Origin of the sequence: Bacillus sp. FSL K6-0073, assembly GCF_038006085.1 — a bacterium.
Classification (GTDB): Bacteria; Bacillota; Bacilli; order Bacillales; family Bacillaceae_G; genus Bacillus_A; species Bacillus_A cereus.
In genome coordinates, this window is sequence record NZ_JBBOUN010000003.1 from 157,992 (window position 1) to 182,411 (window position 24,420).

The following is a 24,420-nucleotide window of genomic DNA, read 5'->3' on the forward strand; positions in this document are numbered from 1 at the left end:
CTATAAATTCTTTTATCTTATATTTTTAGGATTTCGATAAAATTATCAAACATGAAAATATTTAACCTTAGATTGTCTGTTAGTAAATCTGATTGTTAAACGATGGTTGAATTTATGCTTTGTATATAAAAAAGACCCCAACAAGAGGTCTAAAGGTTTTTGATAATAGATAATTATGTATGCAATCTCCTCAATTTACTTTACGAATATATACTGCATATTTGTGACTCTGTGATTCACCCAATTATTATAATTGTTTTCATTTCCAAAAGAGATTTCCTGAAATCCTTCTTTAGCTTCTTTACATAGTTCTTTATTTTGATAATGGGAAAATACGCTATATTTTTTGTAAGTTAAATCTTTATCCTGTAAATATAAGATAACTTCATCCATGAATACTTCTAATTGCTTTTTATTTTTCAAGTTTTTAATTAGTAGGTCCATTTGAATATTAAATTGTAAAGAATGAATGTCATTAGCAAATGGTATAATATATCTTTTTATTTTTTCGTCATAGTAAGTTAAAAGATTACATCCATCATTTTTATGGACATCATAATATACATTTGATGCAGTTATAAATAAATTCATATATTTATTAGTTGTTATGCCAATGTTTGGTTTTAATTCATCATATATATTTAATTGTTTTTGACATTTACCATTTCCGTTCCAGTAAATGTTTTTCATATGAACTCTCTCCCTTTTTGCTCACTCATTAGTTTTAATGAATACCTGTCTGTTAATTATCTGCTCTTATTATATAATAAATAAAAAAATAAGCCCTATAAAGAGCTTATTTCATAACTTATTCTACCCATGTGAATTTCCAATTGTCTACTCGATGATTTATCCAATCATCGTAATCTTCTTGTAGACCAAAAGTTACTTCTGAAAGGTCTTCTTTCATATTCTTTGATAACTCTTCTTTTTCATTACTAAAGAATACTCGGAATACTTCAAAATTCAAATCCTTGTCTTGTAAATATAAAATAACTTCATCCATAAACGCTTCTAATTTCTTTTCATTCTTGAAGTTTCTAATCAGTGTTTTCATTTGAACGTTTAATCGCAAAGATTTAATATCATCAGCAAAAGGCATAATATATTCTCTTATTTTTTCCTCATAGCAATCGGCAAGATTACATCCACCATTGTTGTAAACATCATAATACACGCTACTTGCAGTAATGAATAAGTTCATATATTGATTGGATGTCATTCCGATATTCGGCATTAATCCATCAAGTTTATCTAATTCCTTTTGATATTTACCATTACTATTCCAATAAGTGTTTTCCATATTAACTCTCTCCCTTTTAATTAATTGATTTTAATCAATACCTGTTTTATCATATCACCGTATTATATGCATAATAAAATAAAAAATAAGCCCTAATAGAGAGCTTATTTATAAAATCTATAATTCTTGTCTAACATAAACCTTTTTCATTTCTGCCACAATGCAGATATTAGATTCAGAAATTGCCCCTGTGAAACATCCCGCAGTTGTGAAAGAGATTTTTTGATTATTTTCATCGTATGTACCATCTTCATTTAATTCAATTGCAAGAATCTGATTTTCATAGGAAGTTGTTCGATTTCCAACCGTAAAATAAGGTAGAGATTCTTTTACATTCAATATTAGGTATTGTCTTTGACCACGAGATTCATCGTTATTGGGCTCTCCATGCACAAAATTATATTTCCCTAAAAACTTTTCATAAACCCATTCATTACTATAATGGCCAACATATATAATGCCATCTTTAGTATTACCTTTAATGAAATCATCAGATGTTACAACTTGTCCTTCTTTTAATTTTGTATTCATTAGATTACACTTCCCTTCTCTTCTCTTTTTAAGCAAATACAGATGGTTAACGAGCATCTGCTATATGTTCTTGAATAGGTTGTAATTCACCGACAAACTGAAAGGTTTTCATAATGAATTTATCTAAATATTCTCTTGTAATTCCATTGAATTCATCCAATCCTTTATTTAAGTGCATAAGCTCCATGAATGGTTCGTATAAATGGTTATACTTGTCATCTAAGATTTTTGAAAGTGTACGCCAGTGTTCCCCTATGCCACATGGATAGAATGTATTATCCGTTCCATCTATTACACCACGTCTATTATCTGTTTCAATCTGCTTCTGCTCTTTGTAGTAATCTGTAACTAAAGCAGGATTATTCGCTAATTCCATTCCTTGTGTCAACGCTTTACTAATAAAGACTTGTAAAAAGTCTTTTGTTTTTTCATCAGTAAATTCAATCCCATATTCTGAAGCGACTTCGTTAAAAATATCGTTAGCCACTTTTTCTTCATAGAGCATAAACGCTTCTTTTAATTGTTCTTCATTCAGACCACGAATCGGTTTTTGTTCTCGTTGGAAAAATGTAGTTGTTGTCATGAATAACGCCCTCTCTTCTGTGTAAGTTTACTAACTTTGATTTCTTTTCCTTTATTGTCTTCAATAGTTAAGTGCTCCCCAGAATAAAGAATCCTTAATGCTACGTCCAGACCTGTTTCTATGACTTCAAAAGCTTGCATGACTTGTAGCCCTTTTAAGATAGAGATACATTCTTCTAATGAACCTGCTTTTTTTATTGATAATCCTGTATGAATTCCGAATGACATATCAGATGCCTTCCTTCTCTTTCTTGTTTTCATTCTTTTGATAGGTATTTGTTTCCACACGTTTAAAACAGTCTTTTAACTGCCCCACCAATTTACTTTTAAACCCCTTAAAATCCATTGTGCATCCTCCTATTTCGGTTTATAAATCATGAGCGCTTATAAGAATAATATGGTTCAATACATTTAAGCCCCTATGACCTCTCCAGTAAACTTGAATTCTCCATGACAATTTCTATGAATATACTTTTTTTCGTACCCTTTTATTCGAGCTTGTATGGTTTCCCCGCATTTTTTACACTCATAGGAATACATTTTTCTTTTTCTTTCTCCTTTGAATGTATATGTTCCAGTTCTTGCAGAGCCAACTCTTTCTAATTCTTGTTTAAAATACGCATCTTTATCTTTATATGGTTTTCCTTGCATAAAACAAGCAAAATGAACCAATTCATGTTTTAAAACGTCAATAATGACATCTTTTTCTTGATAAGTTACAAAATTTTTAGACAGTCGAATTACTTTAGGAATTCTCTCTTTTACACTTTTAATATAAAACGTTCCGAATGTAGTTGTCATTTTAGAACTGATTTCAATATTTACGGTTAATGGAAGTCCATATTCTTTTTGTAAAAAGTCTTTTGCAATTTCTGTTAATTCTTCTACCGAAAATTTCATGTCTTTCCCCTCTATTCTCTATTAATAATCAATTCTATTTTAAGATGCCTTCCCCTACAAAACGAAATTGCCCATTGCAATGATTATGCAGATATTTCTTTTCAAAATGCTTCATTCGGTGAAAAAAAGAGTACCCACATTTTTGGCATTCATAATAATAAACAATTCCTTTGTAAGGATATTTCTTTGATTCCAAAACACCTAATCGTTGTAGCTCTTGTTTGAAGTAAGGACTACTATCTGTATAAGGCTTTCCATTTACAAAACAGGCATAATGAATTAATTCGTGCCTCAAAATATCCAAAATCGTTTCTTTCTCATGATATAAGAGTAGATTCTCAGATAACCGAATCACTTTCGGAGTACGTTCTCCTGTATACTCGTTTATTTCACCATAAAAAATCCCGAATCTACGAGTCATTCTTTTCGATATTTCAATATTTATCACAAAAGAAATATCATATTCTTTTCTCAAGAAATCTTTTGCAAAGTCGGTTAGTTTTTCTATTGAAATTTTCATCAATCAAATACAACCCCTGTCTATGTATTACACATTTATGGTAAAATATATTTTACCCAAAGTCAACAAATGTCTTGTTCTCTATCTTTCTTGTTGGTAAAATAACGTATAGAATTTAGTAAATAAAGGGGTTTTTACGGATGTTTTATTTTGGAATCTCAGAAAAAGAAGGATGGTACTATACATCAATGTTTAATGTGTACCAAAAAGTAAACCAGGATGTATATTGCTATGTGAGTCAATATTTTGGCTATTACACGGTTCAATTATATGAACGTGGTACAACAGGTCTATGTACATTAGAAGCACGTTCTAAAGGTGATATTGATGCTCTATTTGCATTAGGTGAACAATGGCTGTCAGAGCATAAAGATTGGGATGAAGAAAAATTAAAAAACAGTCCATACTCGATTTCACAAATGGAATGGAGAGAGCACTGTTGGGTCTAATTAATTTCAATAACAAATAAGTGTAATATTAATATTTAAGAAAATAGGCTGTACATATGTTTTAATAACATTTAGTTTTTTATAATGATATCTAACAAGCCTGGTGTTTTAATAACAGGAAGTTCTTTTTATATGGTAGTAGATAATACCTTAAATTCTTTGTAATAACAAACAAGTTTTTCTGGATGTAATCATGTACTTAGACTAATAGCATCATCTGTTTTAATAACAAATAGTTTGTTTTTGATGTGATGGTTTTACATCTGGCTTTGGTTCTATTTAATAACATATAGTTCTCTTCATAAATAGGTATACGATACCTTAAGCGCAATTTGATAACATGTAGTTCTTTTTAAAAAAGTTTTGTAGTAAATGACCCGAAATTTTAATAACAGAAAGTTCTTTTCAAAATAAAATTTGACATTATACTGAAACTTTGAAATAACAATTAGTTTTTTTTATTAAACAGGCTACATTTAAAAAATATTAATTACAATAACATATAGTTTATATTAAATACTCTTTCTATACATATCAAAACATGTAAATGCTTTTAATAACATTAGTTTCGCTTTTTTAGTGATTTAGGTTAAAATTCAAATATTTTATTCTAATAACACCAATATAAACACTATCTAACATTATTTTTAATAATAATTCATCCAGTTTTTTCTTAAATATTTCAATTTCCGAATCACTTTTTATCATGTTATCAATATCATAATTAGTAATAAACTCTTTAACCTGATTATCAAATAAAATTCCTGAGCTGTATTTATTCTTGAACCACTCTTTTTGTTTTAATATTATAAACTTTTTCTTGAATATTTTTTGTTTCTTGGAAGGGATTAAAAGAAAAAGTTGTCCTATTGCCTCTCCTATAAATTCAATGATTGTCCTCAACTTCCTTTCTTCTATAATTACTATTGAAATCAATACAATACTTATCTATATTATAGTGAGTATTTTTTCGCAGTATGTTCTTTCTTTTTGCTTTTGAAAGGTTCTCCTTCCCACATAAAATCCTGAATTGCTACGGCAGTTTGAGCATTGTATTTAATCATGTCTCGTTGTACACTGCTCATTGGTACCTCTTCTTTACATTGAGTAACTACATAATAACACATTTATTGACTATAGTTAATAAAAATATAATTGTGATTTTGAAATAAAAAAAAGAGAATCTACAATAGATTCCCTTTTTTGTCTTATGGTCGAACTTCTCTTTCTAATCGTTCAATTTGGTCAATTGGTAAATCTGTCATTTCAGCAACATCACTTATTGACATGGCTTTATATTTTTTTAAGAGTTTTTTTGCTATTTCTCTCTTTTCTCCATTAATTTGAGTTTTAGTATCAGAGAGGAATTTTTCACGCAAATCATACATCCGTTTTGTTTCCTCATCTGCACTCAAACGTTTTAATTTGCTTTCAGCTTTGGCAATCGTTTTATCCATTTCAATTACCTCCTCTAAAGTTTTCGCAGGAACATCTTCTTGTAAAAAGAGTAGCCATCTATGAAGGTTATTATTCAAGTCAGCAGTATACTTCTTAAATTTAGGATACTCAATGAAATGAATTTCTAATAGCTCTGTAAGAAGTGTTTTTTCTTGACTCTCAAATAATTGATACTTGGAATGAAAATTATTGATTGGTAGCATATCGAAATTAAGAATATTAATTGCTATGGTTTTTGTTAAAGTAGTATAATCTTCGCCCTTTTTAAAGTTTTCTGTATAGAGTTTCGACCAATAAAACAGAGTTCTTTCAATCATATTATGTTGATTCGATAATTGGACTTCAATATTAATTTTTTCATTTGTTTGAGACATAGTAGCCTTGATATCAAGAATTCCTTGTTTGTCGTTAATATTTTCGATACTTAATTTTTCTGATTCTATAAGTAAGTCAGTTACTTCAAATCCTAACAAGGCTGTTAAAAAACCCTCTAAAAAATCTAAACTATCTTCTTCCCCAAAAAGCTTCTTAAAAATAACATCATTTAGTGGTTTTAATCTTACTGTCATATTGCACTTCCCTATATTCATTATAGTGACTTTTCTCTAACAGAGCTACTTTATTAATCAAAAGTTTAAGTTATAAAAGGTGTACATTTCAATATACTACTTACAATTGTATTACTCATCTGAGTGAAAGAAAAGTCCATTATATTATAGAGATGAAATAAAAAAAGAGAACCTACAATAGATTCTCCCTGTTTTCGTTAGAATAATGACTAATTCTCTTTGTTGTTATATTTCTCATCTGTATAAGCTATGTATTCTTCGCTCGTTAAATTAGATTCTGCATCGGGAGCACTTAAATGTTGAGTAAAATGTAATTTGTACTCTCCTGAAGTTCTCATTTTTATATACGTCTTAATAGTAATAGTATCTCTAAAAATATCGTCTCCTTTAGTATCAACCACTACCTTAATCTGTACCCCGTTTGGCAATGTAATATCTTCTCCTGTTGATTTTATCTGATTATCCATTGAATGGTATTCCGAATACGGCATAAATACAGCAATCGGCTCGTTATTCTTCATAATGACTTTCGTTTCCTTCTTGTTAATGATATCTGTTATTTTCTTTTTAAAATCCGTTAGACTGATAATTAATTGATGTAGGTTAGGTATTTTCATGATTCCATCTCCGTTCAATATGATAATTACATAGTATCACATAAATAGAATTAAAAACAACTCTTAATTTAGGTGTAAATTCAGTGTTAAATTTAATATATAATTCAGTTATGTATTTCTAAGTTTATACAAGAGTACGTTTAATATCAAAATAAAAATCCCGTACACATATAGATACGGGGTTCATTGTTTAGTTAGGGATGCTTCTTATTGTTGTTACGATTTCTTTCACGACATCATTACTAAGTTCTAACTCATAACGTATTTCCTATAGATTCGGCTCTCGTTTCCACTCTTAATCGCTCTTTTTCTTCTTCGATAATTCGACCTACTTTCGTCATTTTTATCCACACCCTTATTTGTTGAGCATAACCTTCATCAATAAATTTGTCAGTAGCAGTTAATATACCTGCAATAGCTTGTAATTTTTCATCTTCTACAGGCATTTTCTTTGCTAAATTAAAACATTTTTTTAATCATTTCCTGTCGAGATTCAGACGTATCCATAAGAGGGAGAATTCTTAACTTAAATATTTCTTCTGGTAAAAGCTGTTCACCATTCTCAATCTTACTCCTTTTTTCTTTTCAGAGCGATATGTTTTCTAACGTTAGATTTATTAGAATAACATTCCTGTTATATAATATAAGAATGTATAAAAATAGGTATTCGAAACGAATTGAATTTAGGAGGAGATTTTATATGATGTATGTATTTTTAGGTGTATTATGTTTCATAAAAGGTTTAACAGCTTTGTACCTCACTACATTTATTCACGAATTAGGTCATGCGTGTATGGTATTGCTAAATAAAGGAACAATTGCAGAATTTGAAATGGGTTCAGGTAAAAATATATTTCGAATTAAAAAATTCACACTTTCTTGGGGTTTCAAAGGAAGATGCAGATATGATGTACCTAAGAATACGCATCCATTAAAAAAAATCATTATATCTTTAGGTGGTGTAATGTTTACATTACTAACAGCTATTGTATTGATTGCGTATACGGAAGTGAATATATTTGAAAATCTATTACAATTTAAACTTTCATTTACAGAGTGGATGCTTATAACATGTCTTACAGATATAACAAATTTGCGACCACATAAGTTTATTCGTAGGGGTAAAGAAAGCAAGACAGACGGACTACAGGTAGTAGAGTATTTATCTCTTCTTATTAAGAAAAATAAAGAACAATAAAAAGAACAGTGTAAATACTGTTCTTTTCTCTATCAATTTATCTTTTCTTTTTTTGACTTTACTTCTAATTCTTTTGGTAGTGTTTTTCTGCTACTTCAATGTTTTCAATTGTTTTTGCCCAAATCCACGAAATGGGGGAATTAACTATTAATTTGATTATGAATTAAGCTTATTCCCCTGGGGGATAGGCAAAGTTATCCTAAATAGATTTCTTGGTTATAAAATAAAACAGATTCCATAAAGGACCCATCTTATCATTTACATATTATCCTACTTTTTTTCTTCTTTGTAATTCAACGCAATCTCTACTATCTCTTCGGGTGTTAAGTCTCTAAAATCCCAAAAGATTAAGTCGCTTGGAGCTGGGTGAGGTACATTCTCTTTTAAGATATCGATATACTTACTACCCAACTCATCTGGCAATTTAGGGTCACATATTTGTTCTACAAGTTTAATAAGCTCTTCTTTAGTCATTTTACTATTCATGTTATCTTCCCCCTATAATTTATAGCCCTTTTTTCCCAAAATGATAAGAAGGATCTAATATGGTTTGATGAATCTTAGGAGATACAATGATTAAGTTATCAAGGTTATAGACATCGCCACCTTGATGAATGGGTTGTTTGTGGTGTAAGACATATACTTTGTGTTCTCCATATTGCTGTGATTCTGGAGTATAAGGTGCTTTACCTTCCATCATCCTCATCTTGTTCATGCGATTAAATTCTTCCGCATAACTTGATTCAGCAACGGTTTTCCAAAACTCTTTTCTAAATTCATCAAACGAACTAAATTCTCTTCCTATTAATTTTTCTCGAACTTCTTGTGGAATAACACCAATAGCACCATCATTGTACATTAGCTTTTTTTGAGTACCTAAACTCCGTTCAAGGTTAAAACTTGAAGTCACTGCACCTGGTGTATTTCTTTTTACTGCACTTGAAGTTTTTGCAAACCAATATGTATCTAAAGGCTTAATAGTATCTATTTTATAATTCATCTTACCATAGGCATAAGCAGTTTCCAAACGACTTCCTAATTGAAATTCAGACATAGAAGGTAAACTTCTTCCCCATCTCGCACCATTGCCTACAGCACCAGTACCTCTTGTAACAAGCCCCAAAAACGCTAAAGTAGTCGCTCCGTATGCTATCGATTCTGTGATACTTTCTGCATTTCCATATTCTATGTTCTCTACATACCAATCTGACAAAACATTTCGCATAGCATGCATCTTTTGGAATTCCTCGTCCCACTCATGTTTCAAGGCTCCAATAGGATTATTCCTCATATCTTTAATAAATTCGTATTTATCTCTAAATTCCTCTTTCGTATCATCAATAGAACTCTCCACAATGTCCCTAAGTCCATATTTTGCATCTTCCATTGCTTCCATTGGATTGTCAACTAAGTGTCCGAAAAAGCCGGATGTTTGTTTCCACGCGTTTATTAACGGATTAAAAACAGTGTCCCCTGTAGCTCTCCCGCTTCCTCGCAGAAAGGCATCTGATAGATTACTGAGTAGATTGAAATTCCCATACGCTTTTTCATCAACTTCACGGAATGTTCTGGCCGATTTCTTTAGTTCGAGTTCAGTATGATGTAAATGCTTAACTAAATCATCCATACTCCTCTTTTTTGAGAAAAATTCATCGAAAAACCGTTGATTCGCCATCCCTTCCCAAGACATCTGTAATTCGAACGTGACTTGTAAAAGTTCTCGAATTACTCTTTCCATATCTTCTCTATTTCGTGACATGGAATTCGCAGATGCTTCTAATTTATCTGGGTCAACACGTACTTGTCCCAATTAATTTCCTCCCTTCATTTTTATGTATAAAACTTCCAGTATAATTATAGCAAATTTATAGGGTTGGGATTCGAAAATGTGTACTTTTTGACATGATGTATAAATTTCTAATGAATTAAGCCAAATCCCCTGTTTCGGGTATTTGGGCAAAAACACCCTCGTAAGGGATTGATTTAAAATCTTTTTTGTTAATCGAATACCATACGTTATCTACTGTTTCAAACGCCATCTTTACCATTGTAAAATCTCCAGGTTGCGAATCAAATGCTCCTTGATATTTTTGATAAAAACTTAGATTACTCTTCTTAATTAAGAATAAAACAATACATACGATAAATAACCTTAATACAATCCACATATTACGATTCCTCATTCCCTAATATGATGTTGTTTTTAGGACTATTATATCACTTTACATATAATAAAATGATTCATTTCAGGATATAAAATTAATCAAAAGTTATGTTCATAACAATCAGTTATACGGTAACGATTTTTGTTAACGATATAAATATTATTTAGATTTAAGACCTTCAAGTATATCAACTAATTTAAGTTTCCAATACATCTTCGTTTTCCACGTGATTTCAAATCTTTTCTTTATGTGAATCATAGCAACTTCTTTTGCATCTTTAATGGACTCTTTTACATTGCCTATGTCATAAAACATGTAGATAAAAGTAGTCATAACGATTAATTCTTCTTTGTTCATATCTTTCATTTCTAACTCTTGTGTTTCTGCATTTTCTACCGCAGTGTCACGAATTAGTTTTTTTGCATATTCATAGGCTAATTTTCTATTCAATGTTGTTTTGTCTTTATTTTTACTCGCTACTTTACGATATATAGCAATAGGTATATGCAGTTGATTGCCAATCCTGTTTATTAAATCAAATATCAAAACTGGTCCCCTATCTTTCAATTCTTTTTTTAAGTCCTGCTTTATCTTTTGTTTAAGCGATTTCTCACCTGCATTTTGCATTTTTTGTGTATAGTCGTTCAATATATTCAATAGTGCTTTTACTTCATTTACTTCTTCTTCGGTGTTGAGTATCCAGTACATAACGTATCCCTTCCTTTCATGGTCATATTTTCGTATGTAGTATTATATTTGCTACAGCTACATGTCATAAAAAAGAAACGTTCGATAAGGGGAATTTATTATATATACACAGAAACACCATCTAATAAATAAATTCATATAAACAGGTATTTAAAATAATTAACTAAATGAGGAGAGATTTATAATGAACAAAACATTTTTACTTGCTGATGAGGAAACTTTAGATGTACAGGCAGTATTACTGGTGAAAGTTGATACAGATTTAGAGGAATTAAAAGAAAAAGCAAAGGTTATTAAAACGAAGCGGAAGAATGGAATTACTCGGATGTTATTAATGCTTTATTAGAAGAAGATTAAGTAATTGCAGAGGTTCCATTTGGTGTTTTATACCTTTAGGTCATAATATTCGGAAAGATAAATTCAAAAAAAGGGGGCGTTATTATAATGAATGTTAAAACTTTATTATGTGGAAAAGAACTAAAAGGGCTTAGTAAAGATAATTTGGCTATTGAAGACAAGTAATTAGTTACTTGTCTTTTTTATAATTCCATTATTCTCTCATATCTTATAATTCCCTACTCCCATCCCCGCATTTTTTTAAGCTCTCTTATACGAAGCTCTTTCCCTTTTTCAAAACCATCATTATACGCCTCTTCATACAGATTCTTTTTTTGTTTGCTTTGTAAACGTTCCCCCTCTCTTATTCCTTTTTGATACGCACGATTATTTTCTAATCCCTCTTGGTAACCTTTTTGATAAGCAAATTTAAATTCTTTCTTCAGCTCTGTTTCTGCAAACATGTTTTTGAAATCTTCCATTCCTTTTCTATAGCCATCCTCATAACTTCCATTTATCCCTGAAGATACAAGGTTATGTAATAGTTTTTCTTCTAAAGCAGATTGGTTATCGTCAACCTCTTGTCTTTTGGTCAATGATTCTCCAAGATTATTAGACATATTCACAATAAGAGGAAGAATAGACAATAGTTTGTAAAAAGACAAATCATCAATAAGTCGTTGAATCTTTTCTTTTAGTGCTTCTCTTCCTTGAAAAGAATCATCCAATCCCTTATTAATAAACACATTCATATAAGTTTGCATAAGTAAAGAGGCTTGAATTTCTCCATCGAAAGGTTCAACTATATTTTCAATTTTCTTCATTGTTTCCTCCCTCTTTTTATTCATGCAAATCACTCCCATTCTCTCATTTTTTTTAGTTCTTTAATGCGTAGTTCTTTTCCTTTTTGAAATCCTTCTTTGTATCCTTTTTCATATGCTGTTTTAAAACCAATTTCAGTTTGTCTTACTTCTGCTTCTTTCTTTCCACGTTCAATTCCTTTTATTAATCCATTATTATATCCTTCATCGTAAATAGTTTTTTCCTTAATCTCAGTTTCTTTATTTGCAATAGTTAATCCTTTATTTTCTCTATTGTTTTTTCTTATTAAAGCTGAATCATAATCTCTTTTAAATTGCATTCCCATCATGTATAAAGTCATTAATTGTGTATATGTAAAAGAATCAAGCATGTCCTGAAGTTCTTCCATAATAGATTCTCGTGCGTCTTCCATATCTTTTATGCCACTTTTAATAAACACACCCATTTGAGCAAATGTTAACACAGATGCGGATGCCTCACCATTTAAAGAAGCAGTTGCTTTTTTAAATTCTGTTTCAAAATCAAAGTTTTCGGTACTCATTAAAAATCAAGCCCCCTATGTATAATAAACTGTAAATTTATTTATTCATTGTAACACAAAGCAAGAAATTGTAAGCTTATTGCTATTGTTTATTTTTTAATTACAATTACGGTATGTGAAATTTTATATATTCTTGAAATAAAAGACCATATAAATCACCTGTGATAACTACAAAAAATGCAGAGTATTTTAATTTCAAAAATACTCCGCATCAACTATCAGAAGACTAATCTATATATTCCAAACCCTATTGCAACTACTCCACATATTATCGGAACGATATGCTTCTTCTTCGACTGCTCATAGACTCCTAATCCTCCATTAATCATATTCACTCCTAAAACTAAAAAGAAAATACTAAAATAAAATGGATTTAGACCAGAAGGAATAATCAACAATATTATTGCTACTAAACTTATATAGTGAATTCGCTTAATAATCTTCTCGTTCATTTAAGTCCCTCCTTTACTATTACTAAACCAATTATAACAAATTATTTAAAAAATTCCAAAAAAATGGTAGATTAATACTGGGAGATATTGTATAGTATTATTTGAAAGGGAGGTATTAATTTGAAAATAAAGAAAATATTGGCTAACACTACTGTCGCTACTTTGCTTTTGGGAAGCTTTACAACTGTTGCGAGTGCAGAAGAAAATGTTGGAAATATTCATAACCAAACTAACACCTCATCTCAGAAAAACTTTATCCCACTTCCACCAAAAAACAATGATGATATTGGTGGTAAAGGAACGTTCACACTTGAAGGAGTCGATTACAACTATGAATTCAAGGAGGACTTAGACAAAGGAATCCGAGAATTCGCTTTTGGTGAAGGAGAGGAACGAAACGTAGCCATTTATGACATGAATAAAGGTGAAGTTACTCTTGATGGCCAATTGGTTGCAAACAATGTAGTTACTAAAGAAAGAGTTATGGCACCACAGCTTAATGATTTAACTATTGGTTCAGATAAAGGTGGCGGTGTCTATGACTTTAAGTATTATGACGAAGGTTCATTTAATGTCATTTCAGCTACAGCAGTCACATTAGGAGCAATTCTTATTGCTACAGTTTTCAAGAAAAGTCCTGGTAAAACGGCTGGAGTAACAGTAGCGGCTGGAATATTGGGGGCAGTTTCTTCGAATAACTTCACTCTTCGTTGGAATTTATATCACTATAAGAGTTCAAAGAAAACTTGGTATAAAGACAGCATCAACTTCTATAAAGGTTTAACTGGAAATAACAGAATATATAATGTTTCACATTATTACGGAGTTTTATAAACTCTAAAAAGACACTGGCTCGTTTCCAGTGTCTTTTATTATTTATATAATCAACTATAAGGAATAACAAAGATATTCTTAAATTTGAATACATTCGATGAAGAACTTAAACATCCAAGCTATATTTCTCCATCCGTTATTTGTTAACATAATAATTTTATAAGCACTTTATCCATTAAGAGCATAACAAGTACGTTTCTTTTTGGTGAATACGATTTGGTAAAATCCAAAGGCTTATTTCCTTTATATACTCTATCCCTATTTCTAATAATGTATTTTTGTTTTCAACTTCATCCTCTGCCCAAGGTATTCCGTTGTACATACAATATTTCTTTATTTCATTAGTGTTTAATGAATATTGTTTTAAACACATTATAAAAGGTCGTAACTCCTTCTCTGCTTCTTTTCTGTCCTTAAAACGATAATCCAATAACCAGGATTCAATTATATGCATTATCATAGGATATGTAGGAAGTGGCACATTCCCTTTTATACGATACTCATATACTTCTTCATTTTTCACAATTTCAATCATATTTCTCTGAAAATAGTCAGACACATACATTCCCCCAATCATAAATTTGATAGACTATTTTACGCATTTTTTCTTAATAAATTTACTGTTTTATAAGAAAAAGCTCTCTAAAGAGAGAACTTTTTATCTTTTGGTGCAAATAAGTAATAATTAGCCTTAATAGTAGAGTTTACATCTTGCGTGATTTTCTATGCATTTAGCTCTGAAATATCTACTAAATCTGAAATCAAGATTGGTCCATCTTCCAAAGTGATAGATTCATACATTCCAAATTTCGCAAATTCACCTTCTGGATGAATATCACATTCATCTCTCCAAACATCGAAAGAATGTTTTTTTTGCAATGTTGGTTTCACTCTCCATACGGAAGTGTAATTAAAGCCTCCCTTGGTAATATATCGACATCCACTTAAATAGAAATATTGCAATTCTATAGTCTCTGCTTTTGTTAAAGATTTACCTAATTTATTCATTTGTACATTCTCCTTTATAAATTATAATTTCTTATACCTGGTTTTATATTATCTATACATTATATTAATAGTTTGCATCTAATATAAAAAAGCAGACAACATTTGTTCTCTGCTTTTACATTATGTATTGCTTATTTACAATTATTTAATACATTCTCACATCTACAATCTCATTAATAGCGATAGGAGCATCTTCCCACTTCGTAAAGTCATAATCTCCGTGTGTAGGACGACACCAATCCCCTTCATACGATACTCCTTCTTGCACTGTCCAGAAGCTTCCTTTTGCTAATTTAAAGCGTTTAGGAAGATTTCTCCATAGCTTTACTTTCCCATCTTGTTCTTTTGTAAGATAACGATAACCGTCTAAATATAAATAAGACAATTCGATTTCTTCTTTTTTTGAAATACACCCCATATAATCTAAATACTCAAAACCTGCACGATACGGAGTACCTAAAGTATCTATAAACTCCCCACTAATCCCTGAAAGACCTATAGATGTTAATATAAGGATTTTCCCTTCTTTTTTATCTCGATAAAGGTTCTTCTTGCTCATTTTTAATATCCTCCTATTAGCATTTTTTAAATTATCGGTATGAATTGATTACAGTACGTTGAAAGTAAGTTATAACATTTCAAAATCAAGTTATAACATTTGAGATGTTATAACTAAAAATCGAATGTTATAACTTGCTACCTGTATTTCGAGTCTTAGTAACAGATTATGACTTCTCTTTTTCCCTTTTTGGAGTAAATTCTATCTTTCTTGCCCCAACACCCTCAAAATAGCCGACAGGATATGTATTCTCTTCTACTTCATCATCGTAATTAATGCGAACAATTGTAAGTTCAGTTGGAGTAACAGCTTTTATTAAACAATTATATACTCGTTGAGGCTCCCCAATATTACCAGGTGGTTCAATGAGATAAATAGGGATTCCTGGGTAGAGTTTTGCTGTATCAAAAACAGTTGCTTGTTTTAAAAATTCACTTTGCATTTCATAATTCCCCTTCTATGTATTTAAACGTTTTTATAGATTAACAACTTCTTTCAAAGACGCTTCAAGTTGTTTTTTCAAATCCTTGTATTTTTGAATAGAATCATCATGCTCATCATCTAATATTTGATTCGTATATCTCACAATACGTCCTCTTAATTGCTCTACTTCGATAGAAATCTTGTAAATATCAAAATTAATTAGCCCTTCATATAGAAGGTCTTCATCTTGTGTATTTTCCCAATTTGGATAATATGTCTTTCTACCTTTATAGAATTTATATGAATCTCTGCATTTTAAAATTGTATATTCTTCCTCATCATTTAACACATAATAACCTTCATAATAGTTAGGGTCATCCTCTAATTGTTTACTTTTTGAACCTACTAATGAATGGCTTTGTAAAGTTGGTTGAATAAGGTAAAAAACGTTTTTTAATATCTCAATTATCTTTTCATCTGATAATGTTTCTTTTTTATATTCATATATTCGATAAAATGATTTATCAAAAACAAAGCTCTTGTATAAGAAATCATCAAATAATCGTAATGACATGTATTGTCTTACATCTTCTGATAAATGTAATAAGCATAATGCAGGGGTTTTTGTATATTTCCCATTTATGACTTCCTCATGGTTATCAACGATTGTGACAGGACAATTCGCATAAATGGAATTTGTTATGATAGTTCCGTATTTTCCGTCCAATGGGTGATTTTTATAATCATCTTTTTTTAAATTAAAGGGTATCATTCGGTTAATCCTCCATATTATCTATTTTTTAGATAGTTTTTCTGAATTTTTTCTTCCTATCTTTTTCTACTTCAGACATTTCAACATAAATATCCATAAGTTCTTTAATATCCATGTTTTGTTTTTCTTCTTTATACGACTTCCAAATTGAATCACTATGATTTAACCCATATGTATACCAAATCGCTTCTGCTTCCTTGAAAGATATAAATAAACCTTGTTCTCGAAAATCTTTCTGAATTGCTCGTTTTTCTTTATCTTGCAGGAAAACTATTGCATTTATCATTTCTCTAAAATAAATTTGCGTTTTAACAAATCCCATTAAGACTCACTTCCTTCTTCATTCATTTGAAGTTTTAACAGCAGTAACATCTAATTGATATCCAAGCGTTGTTATGTCACTTAATCGAAACTTTAATTGGTCACCTGCTTGTAGAGAGGTATGGCTCTTACAAATTTCAACAATGTTTAATTTTTCAATAGGTGCAGAATGAATTCCCATCACCTTGAAGGCTTGTTTTTCTTGAAAGACTACATTTACTATTTCTACATCACTATGCTCTAAAATGACTTTGACAGTATCTCCTACACAAATAGGATGACCATTGAGATAAACTTCTGTTTCTTCTCCGACTAATCCATAAAAAGTATTATTTTGCATAAGTACCAATTGATTATTCATATCTCGAAATCTCCTATTCTTGGATTTCTTGCTTTTCATTTTGCTTAAAAGTTTCTACTAACTTCCTCATAGCATCCACATGTTCTACTTGTAATTGAATTCTGTTATTTATCTCTGATTCTTTTTCCTTAACAAGACATAATAATTCAGAACTCTTTAATAAAGAGTCTTTTAGACTCTTTTCTCCTAAAAATTCTCTTAGTAATTTAAATAACAATTTATACTGATAATAAATCTGTTTATCTACAGTTATGTCGTAAATTGCATCACCTATAGAATCCACTTCCTCATCATCTGCTTGGTTCCTTAATGCATATAGCTTACTCATTGCAAATAACTGTTGTCGCTCCACTGTAGATAGGTGTTCATAGCTATCAGGATTATCTATAAGGTTCTTTGCGAATTCTAAAATTTTCTCTTGCATTGACGACACCCGTTTACTCATATGTATACCCCCTAAAAGAAAGAGTCCCTAAAAGGAACCCTTCTTAATGATTTGTTTAGCAGTATTTAGGCTTATAGAAGTCGATTCTCATTTCTGGAATGTTAAACATTGCCCCTGATTCAGCACTTGGTAAGTGTTTATTTACCTGATACATCTTCGCATCAATAGAATCAATAAAATGTAGTAAAAGTGCCTCTTTTACTTTTGGTACAACAGGTGAACCCCACTCCAATTGCCCATGATGACTAAGAACCATATGTGATAGTAGCATTGGTACTTCACTGTTCTTGTCCAACTTTTCTTCTTGAATAAGCTTTACAACTGTTTTATGAATAGCTGTATCCATAATAGCAATATGACCTCGTAAATTACCTTCTACTGAGTAAGCGGGATTTAGTGGATTCTCAATTTCAATTAATTTCCCTAAATCATGTAGAATAATACTTGCACAAAGTAAGTCTTCATTGGCTCCATATATTTTAGCTAATTGTTTGGCTGATAATAACATCGTGTACACATGATATCCCAAGCCACCAACTACCTCATGGTGAAATTTCTTGGCCGCAACATGTTCGTAGAATTTTTCCTTACATGGTTCAAAGATTGTCTTTGTAATTAATTTAATCTCTTTATCTTTCATGTTCTCAATTGTTGATTCAATTTCAGCACGAATGATATCTCCATCCATAGCAACCGTTTCAACTAAATCACCTTTATTAAATTCCGTAGCTTCTTTAATCGTTGATAGTTTCACTTGTAATTTATCTCCATATTCTGTAACCACACCTGTTAAATGAGCGACTGGAAAATCTTTTTCAAAAAGAGTACGAAGTTCTTCCGTAATAGACCAACAAATCGTTTCTAATGAACCTGTTTTATTTGCTAAGTTAAACTTAAAATAAGGATTCTTATTTTGTGCAATAGATTCATTTATGTTTTTTAATAAAAACACACCATTAATTTTGTCACCTTTTTTTAATTTGCTAAGATTTACTACCATTTGATGTACAACCCCTTTTATTTCGATTCGTTTTTAATTGACTATAGTATATAACATATATTCTATTTAGTAAATTATTTTTATTGAAAGACGAAATAAAAAAAGAAGAGATACTATCTCTTCTTTAAAAGAATCCGTTATTTTTCAGCACAACAACAATTCAATTCATTCTTCAACTCTTTCAAAACATCCCTTAATTCGATAGACATTTTCAATTCATTAATAAAAGGTTCTTCTAATACATAACCCTCATCATTCAAGAAACTATTTATAACTCTTTCTATCATTTCTGCATCCAAATCCATTAATAGGGTAATAGTTTCTTTTTTGAGACCAGTTTGTTCACTGATATCCATTACATCAGTTGTTTCTTTAAGTAATTCTATGGCTTTTGTACTTTATTTGTATTATTTATATCCATCAATTATCAACACCGTTCTTTTTTTACATTATTTTACCATATATTGATATAGACAAAAACCTACTCAATTAATGAGTAGGTAGTGTAATTAATTTAGATTCTGTTTTAATTTTTCTAAGACATCCATATCTAATTCTGTGAATTCTGCTATTTCTTCTACTGACTTATTCTTTTTCAACATTTTTTTTGCCATTTCAATTGCTTTAGCTTCCTTACCTTCTTTAATTCCTTCTTTTTTCGATTCTGCCTTCGCACCTTCAATACGAGTCTTTTCATCTGATAAATGTTTTTCACGCAACTCATATTCTCTCTTTACTTCATCATCTGCACTTAGATAATTTAATTTGTTATCTGCTTTATTAATTAATCCATCCATTCCTCGTAACACCTCCAATTCCTCGGTAGGTACATCCTCTTTCAAGAACAATAACCATCTGTGAAGTGGGTTTGAATAATCTTTATTCTCTATTTTATCAAACTTAGGCAATTCTATGAAATGAATTTCCAATAAATCAGTCAAAATACATTTTTCAGTATCCTCATACAAATGGAACGTTGAACGATATGATTCTAACTCCAACATTTCAAATCCTAACAAATTGATGGTAATTGTTTTGGATAATTCTTTGAAGTTTTGTCCAGACTTGAAGTTTTCTGTGTATAGTTTAGACCAATAAAATAAAGTTCGATGAACCATATTATACTGATTAAGCAGTTGAACTTCTACATTAATCCTCTCCTTTTTACTTGTAATAGCTTTAATATCCAAAATCCCTTGTTTCTCTACTAAGGATTCCTTTGTAAGCTTTTCTTCTCTTACTTCAATATCTTCAATACGGAACGATACAATTGAATTTAAAAATCCAATTAATAAGTCTTTATCCGTGTTTTCACCAAAAATCTTTTTAAAAATAAAATCATTTAGTGGTTTTAATCTCTTTGCTCCAACGAACTGTTCCATTCTCTATTTCTCCTCTTTGAAAGTTATCTTCATAACTTTGTAATGTGTGTAAGAAAAGCCAAATCAAAAGATTCGGCTTAATTTTCATATTTAATTCCTCGAATATAATCTACAGCTTTTTGTGCTTGGGCACTTGCTTGTACAATTAAACGAGAATCACCTTTTAATGCTCCTAACCAACCTTTTAAATATGACGCACTGTTTTCAAATGTACTATTATCAATACCTGCAATTGCAGATAGCATAGATGCACCAAGTTCAGCAACAAGCTCCTCTTTGGAATATACTTCATCACCAAAGTTAGCCTGTTCTACGATACCTGGTCGATTCAAGCGACTTTTATGACCTGTTGAATGAACCAATTCATGAAAACATGTAGAATAAAACCCATCTACATTCGGAAAATGTTTCATTGGTGGTACATTTACGACATCCATTGATGGGCGATAGAATGCCGAACCAGGATTATAAGTCATATCTGGTTTATTCATAAAGTCTTCAATTAATTTTTCAGCTTCTGCTACAGGGTCATGCTCAAAAGATTCATTTACTCGCTTACTTTCTAACCCCTCACATTGCGTATTAATTTCATAAACTCTGTAATAACGTAATAATGGATATGTGTCCTCTTCATTTTCTTCATCTTTCTTTCCCTTTTTCTTAATCCATTTCCATAATACTGCGATACTATATTTCTTACCTTCTCCTTCTTTAATTCTTCCACCTGCTTCTTTAATTTGTTTATACGTTGCATATTCCCCACTTGATAATAAAAATTGATTAATACCACGATAAGGAGTTTGCGTTTTCCAATTCACTGCAACTGCTTCACCTACCCAAGGTTTTCTCCAAGGAATTGTACCTTCTTCTAACTTTTTGATAATATTTTCTGTTACAACATCATATACTGCTTCACTCATAATAAGAATCCACCTTTTTAATAAATTTTTTAAATTACCTGTTTTATATATTCCATTTATTTTAGATTCTAAGAATCCTACTTATTCGTTGTTGGTAAAAATGACATAAAAAAACCACCTATAATATTAGGCGGTTTTAGTCAATTCTATTTGCTCGAATTCATCTATAAAAATGGAATCCCAAGATTCTTCATATATACTAAACTTACTTCTTCTTCCTGTTGCCAATGAAACGCCTTGTGCATCTTCTCTAATATCTTCAATGGGAATAATCCAAGTATTATACTCAGCTCCATTCGACACAAGATACAACACATAATCACAGCTTTGTTCATTGATATCTTTTATCTTCCCGTTTTTTAATACCGTTTCATTTTCATAAATTTCTTTGTTTATTCGTTGCCTTTGTACATATGTAAAACTTGCTCTGCCTTTTTCATTTGCATTCGCATATTTAATTAAGATTCTCTTGCCACAAACTTCTAAGTCATGTCTTCTATGCTTTATCTTTTCAACCTCAGGGTAAATCTGCTTCAACTTATTTAAAATATAATTCATATCTTTATTTTGTAGCTTTTTCGAGTAGCTTTTCTTGTTTAACTTTTTATAATATAAATCTTGATATGTATAGCCCTTCGCAATATACTTTTGAAATGTGGATTTGGAAATGCCAAAATAAGCAGACCATTCATTAATTGATTTAAGCTCACCATTTAGCTCTAAGAGTTTTCGAGGGCGCTTCCTGATACAACCACAGCTTTGTTTCAATTTCCTAAACAACTGACTTTCACTTGCGAAAGTTTTCTTTCCGCAATCACACTGGCATTCAAATAAAGTTCTGCCATCTTTATAGACTGAATGAAATCCTAACACTTCCAAACGAGAATATTTCTTCCCAACAAGTTTTTTTTCTTTCTCATTTAAATCTACTTTCGTGTATTTCTTACCTCTTTCTTTTCTATGTTGCTTCCTACATTCAGGACATCCGATTTTTAATCGTCTAAGATTTGACCATCTCACTTCTTTGATTCCATGTGTTTTACATTTAAATTTTATAAATTGCTCTTTACCCGTATATGTTTTTGTTAATAATTCGTACCCAGACTTTTCAATCTTTTCTTTTATTTCATCAATAATAAAAATTTGCTTTGTACCTATTGGTACCCCTTTTTCTTTTTTTCTCCTAAATTGATTTCGGCATTCAGAACAACCAACGTCTACACGTCTAAAGTTCCCCCATTCCACCTCTTTAACTCCGTGCAACTTACATCTGAATTTTATAGGCTGTCTGTTATTTTTATATACCTTTGTTAACAATTCGTATCCAGATTCTTCAAATTTCGCCTTAATTTCCTCGATTGTAATTTTCCTATACAAATTGAATCATCCTTTATTTTAAATTATAAAGTTGATTTTACTATTTTTATTAACTATAGTCAATAAAATGCGGAATGTTTGTCATCCTCATTTTCATCACAATAAAAATGACCATTTAGTATAATAACTAAATGGTCTACCTTCTTACCCTATTAAAATCCAAAAATATACTTCATACGCTGACTTACACCCCAATGACTATTCTCTAACAGTGTTGTTCTCGCTCTTTGTTCAAAACCATTAAATATTGTTTCTTCAGAACCATTAAAAATACGATAGACATGTATAGGTTTGTTATAGTCTTCTTCTTCTGTTCCTTCAAATATTTTTACGATAATACCACCAAAATCATCTTTATAAGTAATATTGAACCCATTTTTAGTAAGTTCATATTCCCAATTATCCCCCAGATTTCTTCTCAGATGACCCGCATTTGAAAGTTCGATTAAATCATATAAAGTCATATAAATTCTCCTTTGAATTAATTTTTTAAAATACCTTTTTTATATATTATTTATGCATTATATACAGTATATACAATATATATAAATGTAATTTACTTTCATATTACATTCCAGTTTTCTCTGTAACTATCATATTTTCCATTTCTGTAAGGAGAGAAAGAAATAGATTGTAACTCATCACTTATTCGATGCGTTGGAATTATCCAACAGTCATACCTTCCTTTATTGTCTACAACAAATATGATATGGGAATAAGACATATGATACTGCTTGCGTATTCGTCCATTGGCTAATACAATTTCATTATCATATAACTCCCCATTTCTTCTGGGGGTTTGCGTTAAGTTAAAACATCCTTTGTTATTGCTATTTCCAATTGCATATTTAATAAGAACCTTTTGTTCGTTTAGAATCAGACAATTTTGTTTTGCTATATTAGTACACTCAAAGGCTTTATTGAACTCTTTTAATTTTTCTTTAATATGTAATATCACTTTTTTCTTATCTGTTTGGTTTTTATATAATCTATTACAGGTAGTTCTTAACTCTTCATAATCATAACCTTGTGATAATAATTGCTTTAATTTTTTTTGACTTAATTTGAAGTATTGTGCCCATTCTTTCATCGTTAAAGATTCGCCATTTAATGTAATACACTCTTTTTTGCTTTCTTTCCTTATACATCCACAGCTCCGAGTATTTTCAGATTCAAGTTTAAATCGAGTCGTAATTACTTCTTTACCACAAGTGCATCTGCATAAGAATTTTGTTGGTTTTTTCTTTTCCATCGAATGAATTTTTATAACCAATAAACGAGAAAATCTTTCCCCTACGATGTGCTTATCCTTCTCATTGAGCTTTGTACGTTTAGTGTCCATGTTCTTGTTTGTTCTTTCCTTCGAACAATTCTTACAACCTATCTTAGACCTTCTAAAATTCGCCCATGTTGTAACTTGTTCTTTATGTACTGGACAATCAAAAACTAATTCTTGTTTGTTATTTATGTATATTTTAGTTTTTAATTGATACCCTCTATTGTTAAACTCTTTGTATACATCTTCCCATCTAACAGTCTTTCCCTTACATTCATGACAACCCATATTCCTAATAAACTTACCCCAAGTTGTTTCCAATGTTCCATGATTGGAACAAATGAATTTTAATGGGCTTTTACGGTCAATATAGTGATTTGTAAGCAATATTAAACCCTTCTCATTGAATTTCTTTCGAATAAATTCTATATTTGGAACCGCAGTTCCTTTCTCTAATTGAATACTCATTTCCTCTGTCATTTTAAACCCCTACATTTATTTAAATCATTAATTATAAACCTAATAAACCATTGTATTATAGCAAAATTCTCACTTCATCACATCTATTTTTCATAAACAAAAGATAGATAC

The 24,420-nt window shown here is 30.4% G+C and carries 38 protein-coding genes; 4 read left to right on the plus strand and 34 right to left on the minus strand.

Annotated elements, in window-relative coordinates:
* Nucleotides 1-195: 195 nt before the first annotated feature.
* The 7 genes from MHB52_RS31705 to MHB52_RS31735 all read right to left on the minus strand — a co-directional run bounded on the left by MHB52_RS31705 (nt 196) and on the right by MHB52_RS31735 (nt 3,836).
* Nucleotides 196-690 carry a hypothetical protein gene (locus MHB52_RS31705; RefSeq protein WP_061662478.1) on the minus strand — a complete coding sequence of 165 codons (495 nt, stop codon included), beginning with the start codon at nt 688-690 and terminating at the stop codon, nt 196-198.
* Between the two features lie 118 nt (nt 691-808).
* Nucleotides 809-1,303, minus strand: a complete 495-nt coding sequence (locus MHB52_RS31710) for a hypothetical protein (protein ID WP_061662477.1) — start codon at nt 1,301-1,303, stop codon at nt 809-811.
* 117 nt (nt 1,304-1,420) lie between these two features.
* Entirely contained in the window at nt 1,421-1,834 is a 414-nt protein-coding gene (locus tag MHB52_RS31715; protein ID WP_061662476.1) for a hypothetical protein, read from the minus strand.
* 46 nt (nt 1,835-1,880) lie between these two features.
* Nucleotides 1,881-2,417, minus strand: coding sequence for a hypothetical protein (locus MHB52_RS31720; protein WP_061662475.1), 537 nt, complete (start codon nt 2,415-2,417; stop codon nt 1,881-1,883).
* The gene (locus MHB52_RS31725; protein WP_061662474.1) at nt 2,414-2,644 is read right to left on the minus strand and encodes a hypothetical protein; all 231 of its coding nucleotides are present in this window, start codon (nt 2,642-2,644) and stop codon (nt 2,414-2,416) included. Before MHB52_RS31725 ends, MHB52_RS31720 begins: the two co-directional genes overlap by 4 nt.
* Nucleotides 2,645-2,827: 183 nt before the next feature.
* Complete coding sequence (locus tag MHB52_RS31730; RefSeq protein WP_061662473.1) at nt 2,828-3,316, minus strand: SprT-like domain-containing protein; 489 nt, start codon at nt 3,314-3,316, stop codon at nt 2,828-2,830.
* 34 nt (nt 3,317-3,350) lie between these two features.
* Complete coding sequence (locus MHB52_RS31735) at nt 3,351-3,836, minus strand: SprT-like domain-containing protein (RefSeq protein ID WP_061662472.1); 486 nt, start codon at nt 3,834-3,836, stop codon at nt 3,351-3,353.
* A 140-nt stretch (nt 3,837-3,976) separates the two neighbouring features.
* Between MHB52_RS31735 and MHB52_RS31740 the strand changes: the two genes are divergently transcribed.
* Nucleotides 3,977-4,285, plus strand: coding sequence for a hypothetical protein (locus MHB52_RS31740; protein WP_061662471.1), 309 nt, complete (start codon nt 3,977-3,979; stop codon nt 4,283-4,285).
* Between the two features lie 576 nt (nt 4,286-4,861).
* Here MHB52_RS31740 and MHB52_RS31745 read toward each other — a convergent pair.
* The 5 genes from MHB52_RS31745 to MHB52_RS31765 all read right to left on the minus strand — a co-directional run bounded on the left by MHB52_RS31745 (nt 4,862) and on the right by MHB52_RS31765 (nt 7,375).
* Nucleotides 4,862-5,188, minus strand: coding sequence for a hypothetical protein (locus tag MHB52_RS31745; RefSeq protein WP_253703105.1), 327 nt, complete (start codon nt 5,186-5,188; stop codon nt 4,862-4,864).
* Nucleotides 5,189-5,238: 50 nt separating this feature from the next.
* Nucleotides 5,239-5,370 (minus strand): hypothetical protein, encoded by a 132-nt coding sequence (locus MHB52_RS31750; protein WP_277996093.1) that lies wholly within the window; start codon nt 5,368-5,370, stop codon nt 5,239-5,241.
* A gap of 123 nt (nt 5,371-5,493) precedes the next feature.
* Nucleotides 5,494-6,312 carry an Rpn family recombination-promoting nuclease/putative transposase gene (locus tag MHB52_RS31755; RefSeq protein ID WP_061662470.1) on the minus strand — a complete coding sequence of 273 codons (819 nt, stop codon included), beginning with the start codon at nt 6,310-6,312 and terminating at the stop codon, nt 5,494-5,496.
* 209 nt (nt 6,313-6,521) lie between these two features.
* Entirely contained in the window at nt 6,522-6,929 is a 408-nt protein-coding gene (locus tag MHB52_RS31760) for a type II toxin-antitoxin system Phd/YefM family antitoxin (RefSeq protein WP_000701306.1), read from the minus strand.
* 254 nt (nt 6,930-7,183) lie between these two features.
* A complete protein-coding gene (locus MHB52_RS31765) occupies nt 7,184-7,375 on the minus strand; it encodes a hypothetical protein (protein ID WP_061662469.1) in 192 nt (63 codons plus the stop codon).
* 254 nt (nt 7,376-7,629) lie between these two features.
* Here MHB52_RS31765 and MHB52_RS31770 point away from each other — a divergent pair, with 254 nt between their 5' ends.
* Nucleotides 7,630-8,127, plus strand: coding sequence for a site-2 protease family protein (locus MHB52_RS31770; RefSeq protein WP_253703103.1), 498 nt, complete (start codon nt 7,630-7,632; stop codon nt 8,125-8,127).
* Nucleotides 8,128-8,397: 270 nt separating this feature from the next.
* On the opposite strand, the gene MHB52_RS31775 is transcribed toward MHB52_RS31770, so the two are convergent.
* From MHB52_RS31775 to MHB52_RS31790, 4 genes are all read right to left on the minus strand, one after another.
* Nucleotides 8,398-8,613, minus strand: a complete 216-nt coding sequence (locus MHB52_RS31775; RefSeq protein ID WP_001086227.1) for a bacteriocin immunity protein — start codon at nt 8,611-8,613, stop codon at nt 8,398-8,400.
* A 19-nt stretch (nt 8,614-8,632) separates the two neighbouring features.
* Entirely contained in the window at nt 8,633-9,937 is a 1,305-nt protein-coding gene (locus tag MHB52_RS31780; RefSeq protein WP_061662467.1) for a WXG100 family type VII secretion target, read from the minus strand.
* 115 nt (nt 9,938-10,052) lie between these two features.
* On the minus strand, nt 10,053-10,295 hold the full coding sequence (locus MHB52_RS31785) for a hypothetical protein (RefSeq protein ID WP_061662466.1): 243 nt from the start codon (nt 10,293-10,295) through the stop codon (nt 10,053-10,055).
* Nucleotides 10,296-10,451: 156 nt separating this feature from the next.
* Nucleotides 10,452-11,000, minus strand: a complete 549-nt coding sequence (locus tag MHB52_RS31790; protein WP_061662465.1) for a hypothetical protein — start codon at nt 10,998-11,000, stop codon at nt 10,452-10,454.
* Between the two features lie 184 nt (nt 11,001-11,184).
* Between MHB52_RS31790 and MHB52_RS31795 the strand changes: the two genes are divergently transcribed.
* Entirely contained in the window at nt 11,185-11,346 is a 162-nt protein-coding gene (locus MHB52_RS31795) for a hypothetical protein (RefSeq protein ID WP_154698618.1), read from the plus strand.
* A gap of 229 nt (nt 11,347-11,575) precedes the next feature.
* On the opposite strand, the gene MHB52_RS31800 is transcribed toward MHB52_RS31795, so the two are convergent.
* From MHB52_RS31800 to MHB52_RS31810, 3 genes are all read right to left on the minus strand, one after another.
* Nucleotides 11,576-12,160: a hypothetical protein gene (locus tag MHB52_RS31800; RefSeq protein ID WP_154698617.1), complete on the minus strand. Its 585-nt coding sequence runs from the start codon at nt 12,158-12,160 to the stop codon at nt 11,576-11,578.
* A gap of 29 nt (nt 12,161-12,189) precedes the next feature.
* Entirely contained in the window at nt 12,190-12,699 is a 510-nt protein-coding gene (locus tag MHB52_RS31805) for a hypothetical protein (protein WP_061662463.1), read from the minus strand.
* 218 nt (nt 12,700-12,917) lie between these two features.
* The gene (locus MHB52_RS31810) at nt 12,918-13,151 is read right to left on the minus strand and encodes a hypothetical protein (protein WP_061662462.1); all 234 of its coding nucleotides are present in this window, start codon (nt 13,149-13,151) and stop codon (nt 12,918-12,920) included.
* Between the two features lie 120 nt (nt 13,152-13,271).
* On the opposite strand from MHB52_RS31810, the gene MHB52_RS31815 reads away from it, so the two are divergent.
* Nucleotides 13,272-13,985 carry a hypothetical protein gene (locus MHB52_RS31815; RefSeq protein ID WP_061662461.1) on the plus strand — a complete coding sequence of 238 codons (714 nt, stop codon included), beginning with the start codon at nt 13,272-13,274 and terminating at the stop codon, nt 13,983-13,985.
* A 175-nt stretch (nt 13,986-14,160) separates the two neighbouring features.
* Here the strand turns inward: MHB52_RS31815 and MHB52_RS31820 are convergent, their stop codons facing one another.
* The 15 genes from MHB52_RS31820 to MHB52_RS31890 all read right to left on the minus strand — a co-directional run bounded on the left by MHB52_RS31820 (nt 14,161) and on the right by MHB52_RS31890 (nt 24,309).
* Nucleotides 14,161-14,550, minus strand: a complete 390-nt coding sequence (locus MHB52_RS31820; RefSeq protein ID WP_253703101.1) for a hypothetical protein — start codon at nt 14,548-14,550, stop codon at nt 14,161-14,163.
* Between the two features lie 158 nt (nt 14,551-14,708).
* Nucleotides 14,709-14,993 carry a hypothetical protein gene (locus tag MHB52_RS31825; protein ID WP_061662459.1) on the minus strand — a complete coding sequence of 95 codons (285 nt, stop codon included), beginning with the start codon at nt 14,991-14,993 and terminating at the stop codon, nt 14,709-14,711.
* 145 nt (nt 14,994-15,138) lie between these two features.
* Nucleotides 15,139-15,552, minus strand: a complete 414-nt coding sequence (locus MHB52_RS31830; protein ID WP_253703098.1) for a hypothetical protein — start codon at nt 15,550-15,552, stop codon at nt 15,139-15,141.
* Between the two features lie 166 nt (nt 15,553-15,718).
* Complete coding sequence (locus MHB52_RS31835) at nt 15,719-15,994, minus strand: hypothetical protein (RefSeq protein ID WP_061662458.1); 276 nt, start codon at nt 15,992-15,994, stop codon at nt 15,719-15,721.
* A gap of 33 nt (nt 15,995-16,027) precedes the next feature.
* Nucleotides 16,028-16,747, minus strand: a complete 720-nt coding sequence (locus MHB52_RS31840; RefSeq protein ID WP_061662457.1) for a hypothetical protein — start codon at nt 16,745-16,747, stop codon at nt 16,028-16,030.
* A gap of 28 nt (nt 16,748-16,775) precedes the next feature.
* Nucleotides 16,776-17,069 (minus strand): hypothetical protein, encoded by a 294-nt coding sequence (locus tag MHB52_RS31845; RefSeq protein ID WP_061662456.1) that lies wholly within the window; start codon nt 17,067-17,069, stop codon nt 16,776-16,778.
* An 18-nt stretch (nt 17,070-17,087) separates the two neighbouring features.
* On the minus strand, nt 17,088-17,429 hold the full coding sequence (locus MHB52_RS31850; RefSeq protein ID WP_061662455.1) for a hypothetical protein: 342 nt from the start codon (nt 17,427-17,429) through the stop codon (nt 17,088-17,090).
* A gap of 13 nt (nt 17,430-17,442) precedes the next feature.
* Nucleotides 17,443-17,874, minus strand: coding sequence for a hypothetical protein (locus MHB52_RS31855; protein WP_061662454.1), 432 nt, complete (start codon nt 17,872-17,874; stop codon nt 17,443-17,445).
* A gap of 55 nt (nt 17,875-17,929) precedes the next feature.
* The gene (locus MHB52_RS31860) at nt 17,930-18,874 is read right to left on the minus strand and encodes a 3'-5' exoribonuclease YhaM family protein (protein WP_061662453.1); all 945 of its coding nucleotides are present in this window, start codon (nt 18,872-18,874) and stop codon (nt 17,930-17,932) included.
* A gap of 137 nt (nt 18,875-19,011) precedes the next feature.
* Nucleotides 19,012-19,230 (minus strand): hypothetical protein, encoded by a 219-nt coding sequence (locus MHB52_RS31865; protein ID WP_061662452.1) that lies wholly within the window; start codon nt 19,228-19,230, stop codon nt 19,012-19,014.
* Between the two features lie 153 nt (nt 19,231-19,383).
* On the minus strand, nt 19,384-20,256 hold the full coding sequence (locus MHB52_RS31870) for an Rpn family recombination-promoting nuclease/putative transposase (RefSeq protein ID WP_061662451.1): 873 nt from the start codon (nt 20,254-20,256) through the stop codon (nt 19,384-19,386).
* Nucleotides 20,257-20,333: 77 nt separating this feature from the next.
* Nucleotides 20,334-21,176, minus strand: a complete 843-nt coding sequence (locus MHB52_RS31875; RefSeq protein ID WP_061662450.1) for an ArdC family protein — start codon at nt 21,174-21,176, stop codon at nt 20,334-20,336.
* Nucleotides 21,177-21,302: 126 nt separating this feature from the next.
* Nucleotides 21,303-22,553 carry a hypothetical protein gene (locus tag MHB52_RS31880; RefSeq protein WP_061662449.1) on the minus strand — a complete coding sequence of 417 codons (1,251 nt, stop codon included), beginning with the start codon at nt 22,551-22,553 and terminating at the stop codon, nt 21,303-21,305.
* 152 nt (nt 22,554-22,705) lie between these two features.
* Complete coding sequence (locus MHB52_RS31885; RefSeq protein ID WP_061662448.1) at nt 22,706-23,017, minus strand: hypothetical protein; 312 nt, start codon at nt 23,015-23,017, stop codon at nt 22,706-22,708.
* 98 nt (nt 23,018-23,115) lie between these two features.
* Entirely contained in the window at nt 23,116-24,309 is a 1,194-nt protein-coding gene (locus tag MHB52_RS31890) for a hypothetical protein (protein ID WP_061662447.1), read from the minus strand.
* Nucleotides 24,310-24,420: the final 111 nt, after the last annotated feature.

What these genes read in the sequence shown, in the direction of transcription:
- MHB52_RS31870 (WP_061662451.1), bottom strand. Translation starts at nt 20,256, where the DNA reads ATGGAACAGTTCGTTGGAGCAAAGAGATTAAAACCACTAAATGATTTT.
- MHB52_RS31865 (WP_061662452.1), bottom strand. Translation starts at nt 19,230, where the DNA reads ATGGATATCAGTGAACAAACTGGTCTCAAAAAAGAAACTATTACCCTA.
- MHB52_RS31840 (WP_061662457.1), bottom strand. Translation starts at nt 16,747, where the DNA reads ATGATACCCTTTAATTTAAAAAAAGATGATTATAAAAATCACCCATTG.
- MHB52_RS31765 (WP_061662469.1), bottom strand. Translation starts at nt 7,375, where the DNA reads ATGCCTGTAGAAGATGAAAAATTACAAGCTATTGCAGGTATATTAACT.
- MHB52_RS31875 (WP_061662450.1), bottom strand. Translation starts at nt 21,176, where the DNA reads ATGAGTGAAGCAGTATATGATGTTGTAACAGAAAATATTATCAAAAAG.
- MHB52_RS31775 (WP_001086227.1), bottom strand. Translation starts at nt 8,613, where the DNA reads ATGAATAGTAAAATGACTAAAGAAGAGCTTATTAAACTTGTAGAACAA.
- MHB52_RS31730 (WP_061662473.1), bottom strand. Translation starts at nt 3,316, where the DNA reads ATGAAATTTTCGGTAGAAGAATTAACAGAAATTGCAAAAGACTTTTTA.
- MHB52_RS31820 (WP_253703101.1), bottom strand. Translation starts at nt 14,550, where the DNA reads ATGTATGTGTCTGACTATTTTCAGAGAAATATGATTGAAATTGTGAAA.
- MHB52_RS31735 (WP_061662472.1), bottom strand. Translation starts at nt 3,836, where the DNA reads ATGAAAATTTCAATAGAAAAACTAACCGACTTTGCAAAAGATTTCTTG.
- MHB52_RS31885 (WP_061662448.1), bottom strand. Translation starts at nt 23,017, where the DNA reads ATGACTTTATATGATTTAATCGAACTTTCAAATGCGGGTCATCTGAGA.
- MHB52_RS31805 (WP_061662463.1), bottom strand. Translation starts at nt 12,699, where the DNA reads ATGAGTACCGAAAACTTTGATTTTGAAACAGAATTTAAAAAAGCAACT.
- MHB52_RS31750 (WP_277996093.1), bottom strand. Translation starts at nt 5,370, where the DNA reads ATGAGCAGTGTACAACGAGACATGATTAAATACAATGCTCAAACTGCC.
- MHB52_RS31810 (WP_061662462.1), bottom strand. Translation starts at nt 13,151, where the DNA reads ATGAACGAGAAGATTATTAAGCGAATTCACTATATAAGTTTAGTAGCA.
- MHB52_RS31790 (WP_061662465.1), bottom strand. Translation starts at nt 11,000, where the DNA reads ATGTACTGGATACTCAACACCGAAGAAGAAGTAAATGAAGTAAAAGCA.
- MHB52_RS31770 (WP_253703103.1), top strand. Translation starts at nt 7,630, where the DNA reads ATGATGTATGTATTTTTAGGTGTATTATGTTTCATAAAAGGTTTAACA.
- MHB52_RS31785 (WP_061662466.1), bottom strand. Translation starts at nt 10,295, where the DNA reads ATGTGGATTGTATTAAGGTTATTTATCGTATGTATTGTTTTATTCTTA.
- MHB52_RS31890 (WP_061662447.1), bottom strand. Translation starts at nt 24,309, where the DNA reads ATGACAGAGGAAATGAGTATTCAATTAGAGAAAGGAACTGCGGTTCCA.
- MHB52_RS31800 (WP_154698617.1), bottom strand. Translation starts at nt 12,160, where the DNA reads ATGAAGAAAATTGAAAATATAGTTGAACCTTTCGATGGAGAAATTCAA.
- MHB52_RS31860 (WP_061662453.1), bottom strand. Translation starts at nt 18,874, where the DNA reads ATGGTAGTAAATCTTAGCAAATTAAAAAAAGGTGACAAAATTAATGGT.
- MHB52_RS31715 (WP_061662476.1), bottom strand. Translation starts at nt 1,834, where the DNA reads ATGAATACAAAATTAAAAGAAGGACAAGTTGTAACATCTGATGATTTC.
- MHB52_RS31830 (WP_253703098.1), bottom strand. Translation starts at nt 15,552, where the DNA reads ATGAGCAAGAAGAACCTTTATCGAGATAAAAAAGAAGGGAAAATCCTT.
- MHB52_RS31740 (WP_061662471.1), top strand. Translation starts at nt 3,977, where the DNA reads ATGTTTTATTTTGGAATCTCAGAAAAAGAAGGATGGTACTATACATCA.
- MHB52_RS31710 (WP_061662477.1), bottom strand. Translation starts at nt 1,303, where the DNA reads ATGGAAAACACTTATTGGAATAGTAATGGTAAATATCAAAAGGAATTA.
- MHB52_RS31850 (WP_061662455.1), bottom strand. Translation starts at nt 17,429, where the DNA reads ATGAATAATCAATTGGTACTTATGCAAAATAATACTTTTTATGGATTA.
- MHB52_RS31725 (WP_061662474.1), bottom strand. Translation starts at nt 2,644, where the DNA reads ATGTCATTCGGAATTCATACAGGATTATCAATAAAAAAAGCAGGTTCA.
- MHB52_RS31855 (WP_061662454.1), bottom strand. Translation starts at nt 17,874, where the DNA reads ATGAGTAAACGGGTGTCGTCAATGCAAGAGAAAATTTTAGAATTCGCA.
- MHB52_RS31755 (WP_061662470.1), bottom strand. Translation starts at nt 6,312, where the DNA reads ATGACAGTAAGATTAAAACCACTAAATGATGTTATTTTTAAGAAGCTT.
- MHB52_RS31825 (WP_061662459.1), bottom strand. Translation starts at nt 14,993, where the DNA reads ATGAATAAATTAGGTAAATCTTTAACAAAAGCAGAGACTATAGAATTG.
- MHB52_RS31720 (WP_061662475.1), bottom strand. Translation starts at nt 2,417, where the DNA reads ATGACAACAACTACATTTTTCCAACGAGAACAAAAACCGATTCGTGGT.
- MHB52_RS31845 (WP_061662456.1), bottom strand. Translation starts at nt 17,069, where the DNA reads ATGGGATTTGTTAAAACGCAAATTTATTTTAGAGAAATGATAAATGCA.
- MHB52_RS31705 (WP_061662478.1), bottom strand. Translation starts at nt 690, where the DNA reads ATGAAAAACATTTACTGGAACGGAAATGGTAAATGTCAAAAACAATTA.
- MHB52_RS31795 (WP_154698618.1), top strand. Translation starts at nt 11,185, where the DNA reads ATGAACAAAACATTTTTACTTGCTGATGAGGAAACTTTAGATGTACAG.
- MHB52_RS31760 (WP_000701306.1), bottom strand. Translation starts at nt 6,929, where the DNA reads ATGAAAATACCTAACCTACATCAATTAATTATCAGTCTAACGGATTTT.
- MHB52_RS31835 (WP_061662458.1), bottom strand. Translation starts at nt 15,994, where the DNA reads ATGCAAAGTGAATTTTTAAAACAAGCAACTGTTTTTGATACAGCAAAA.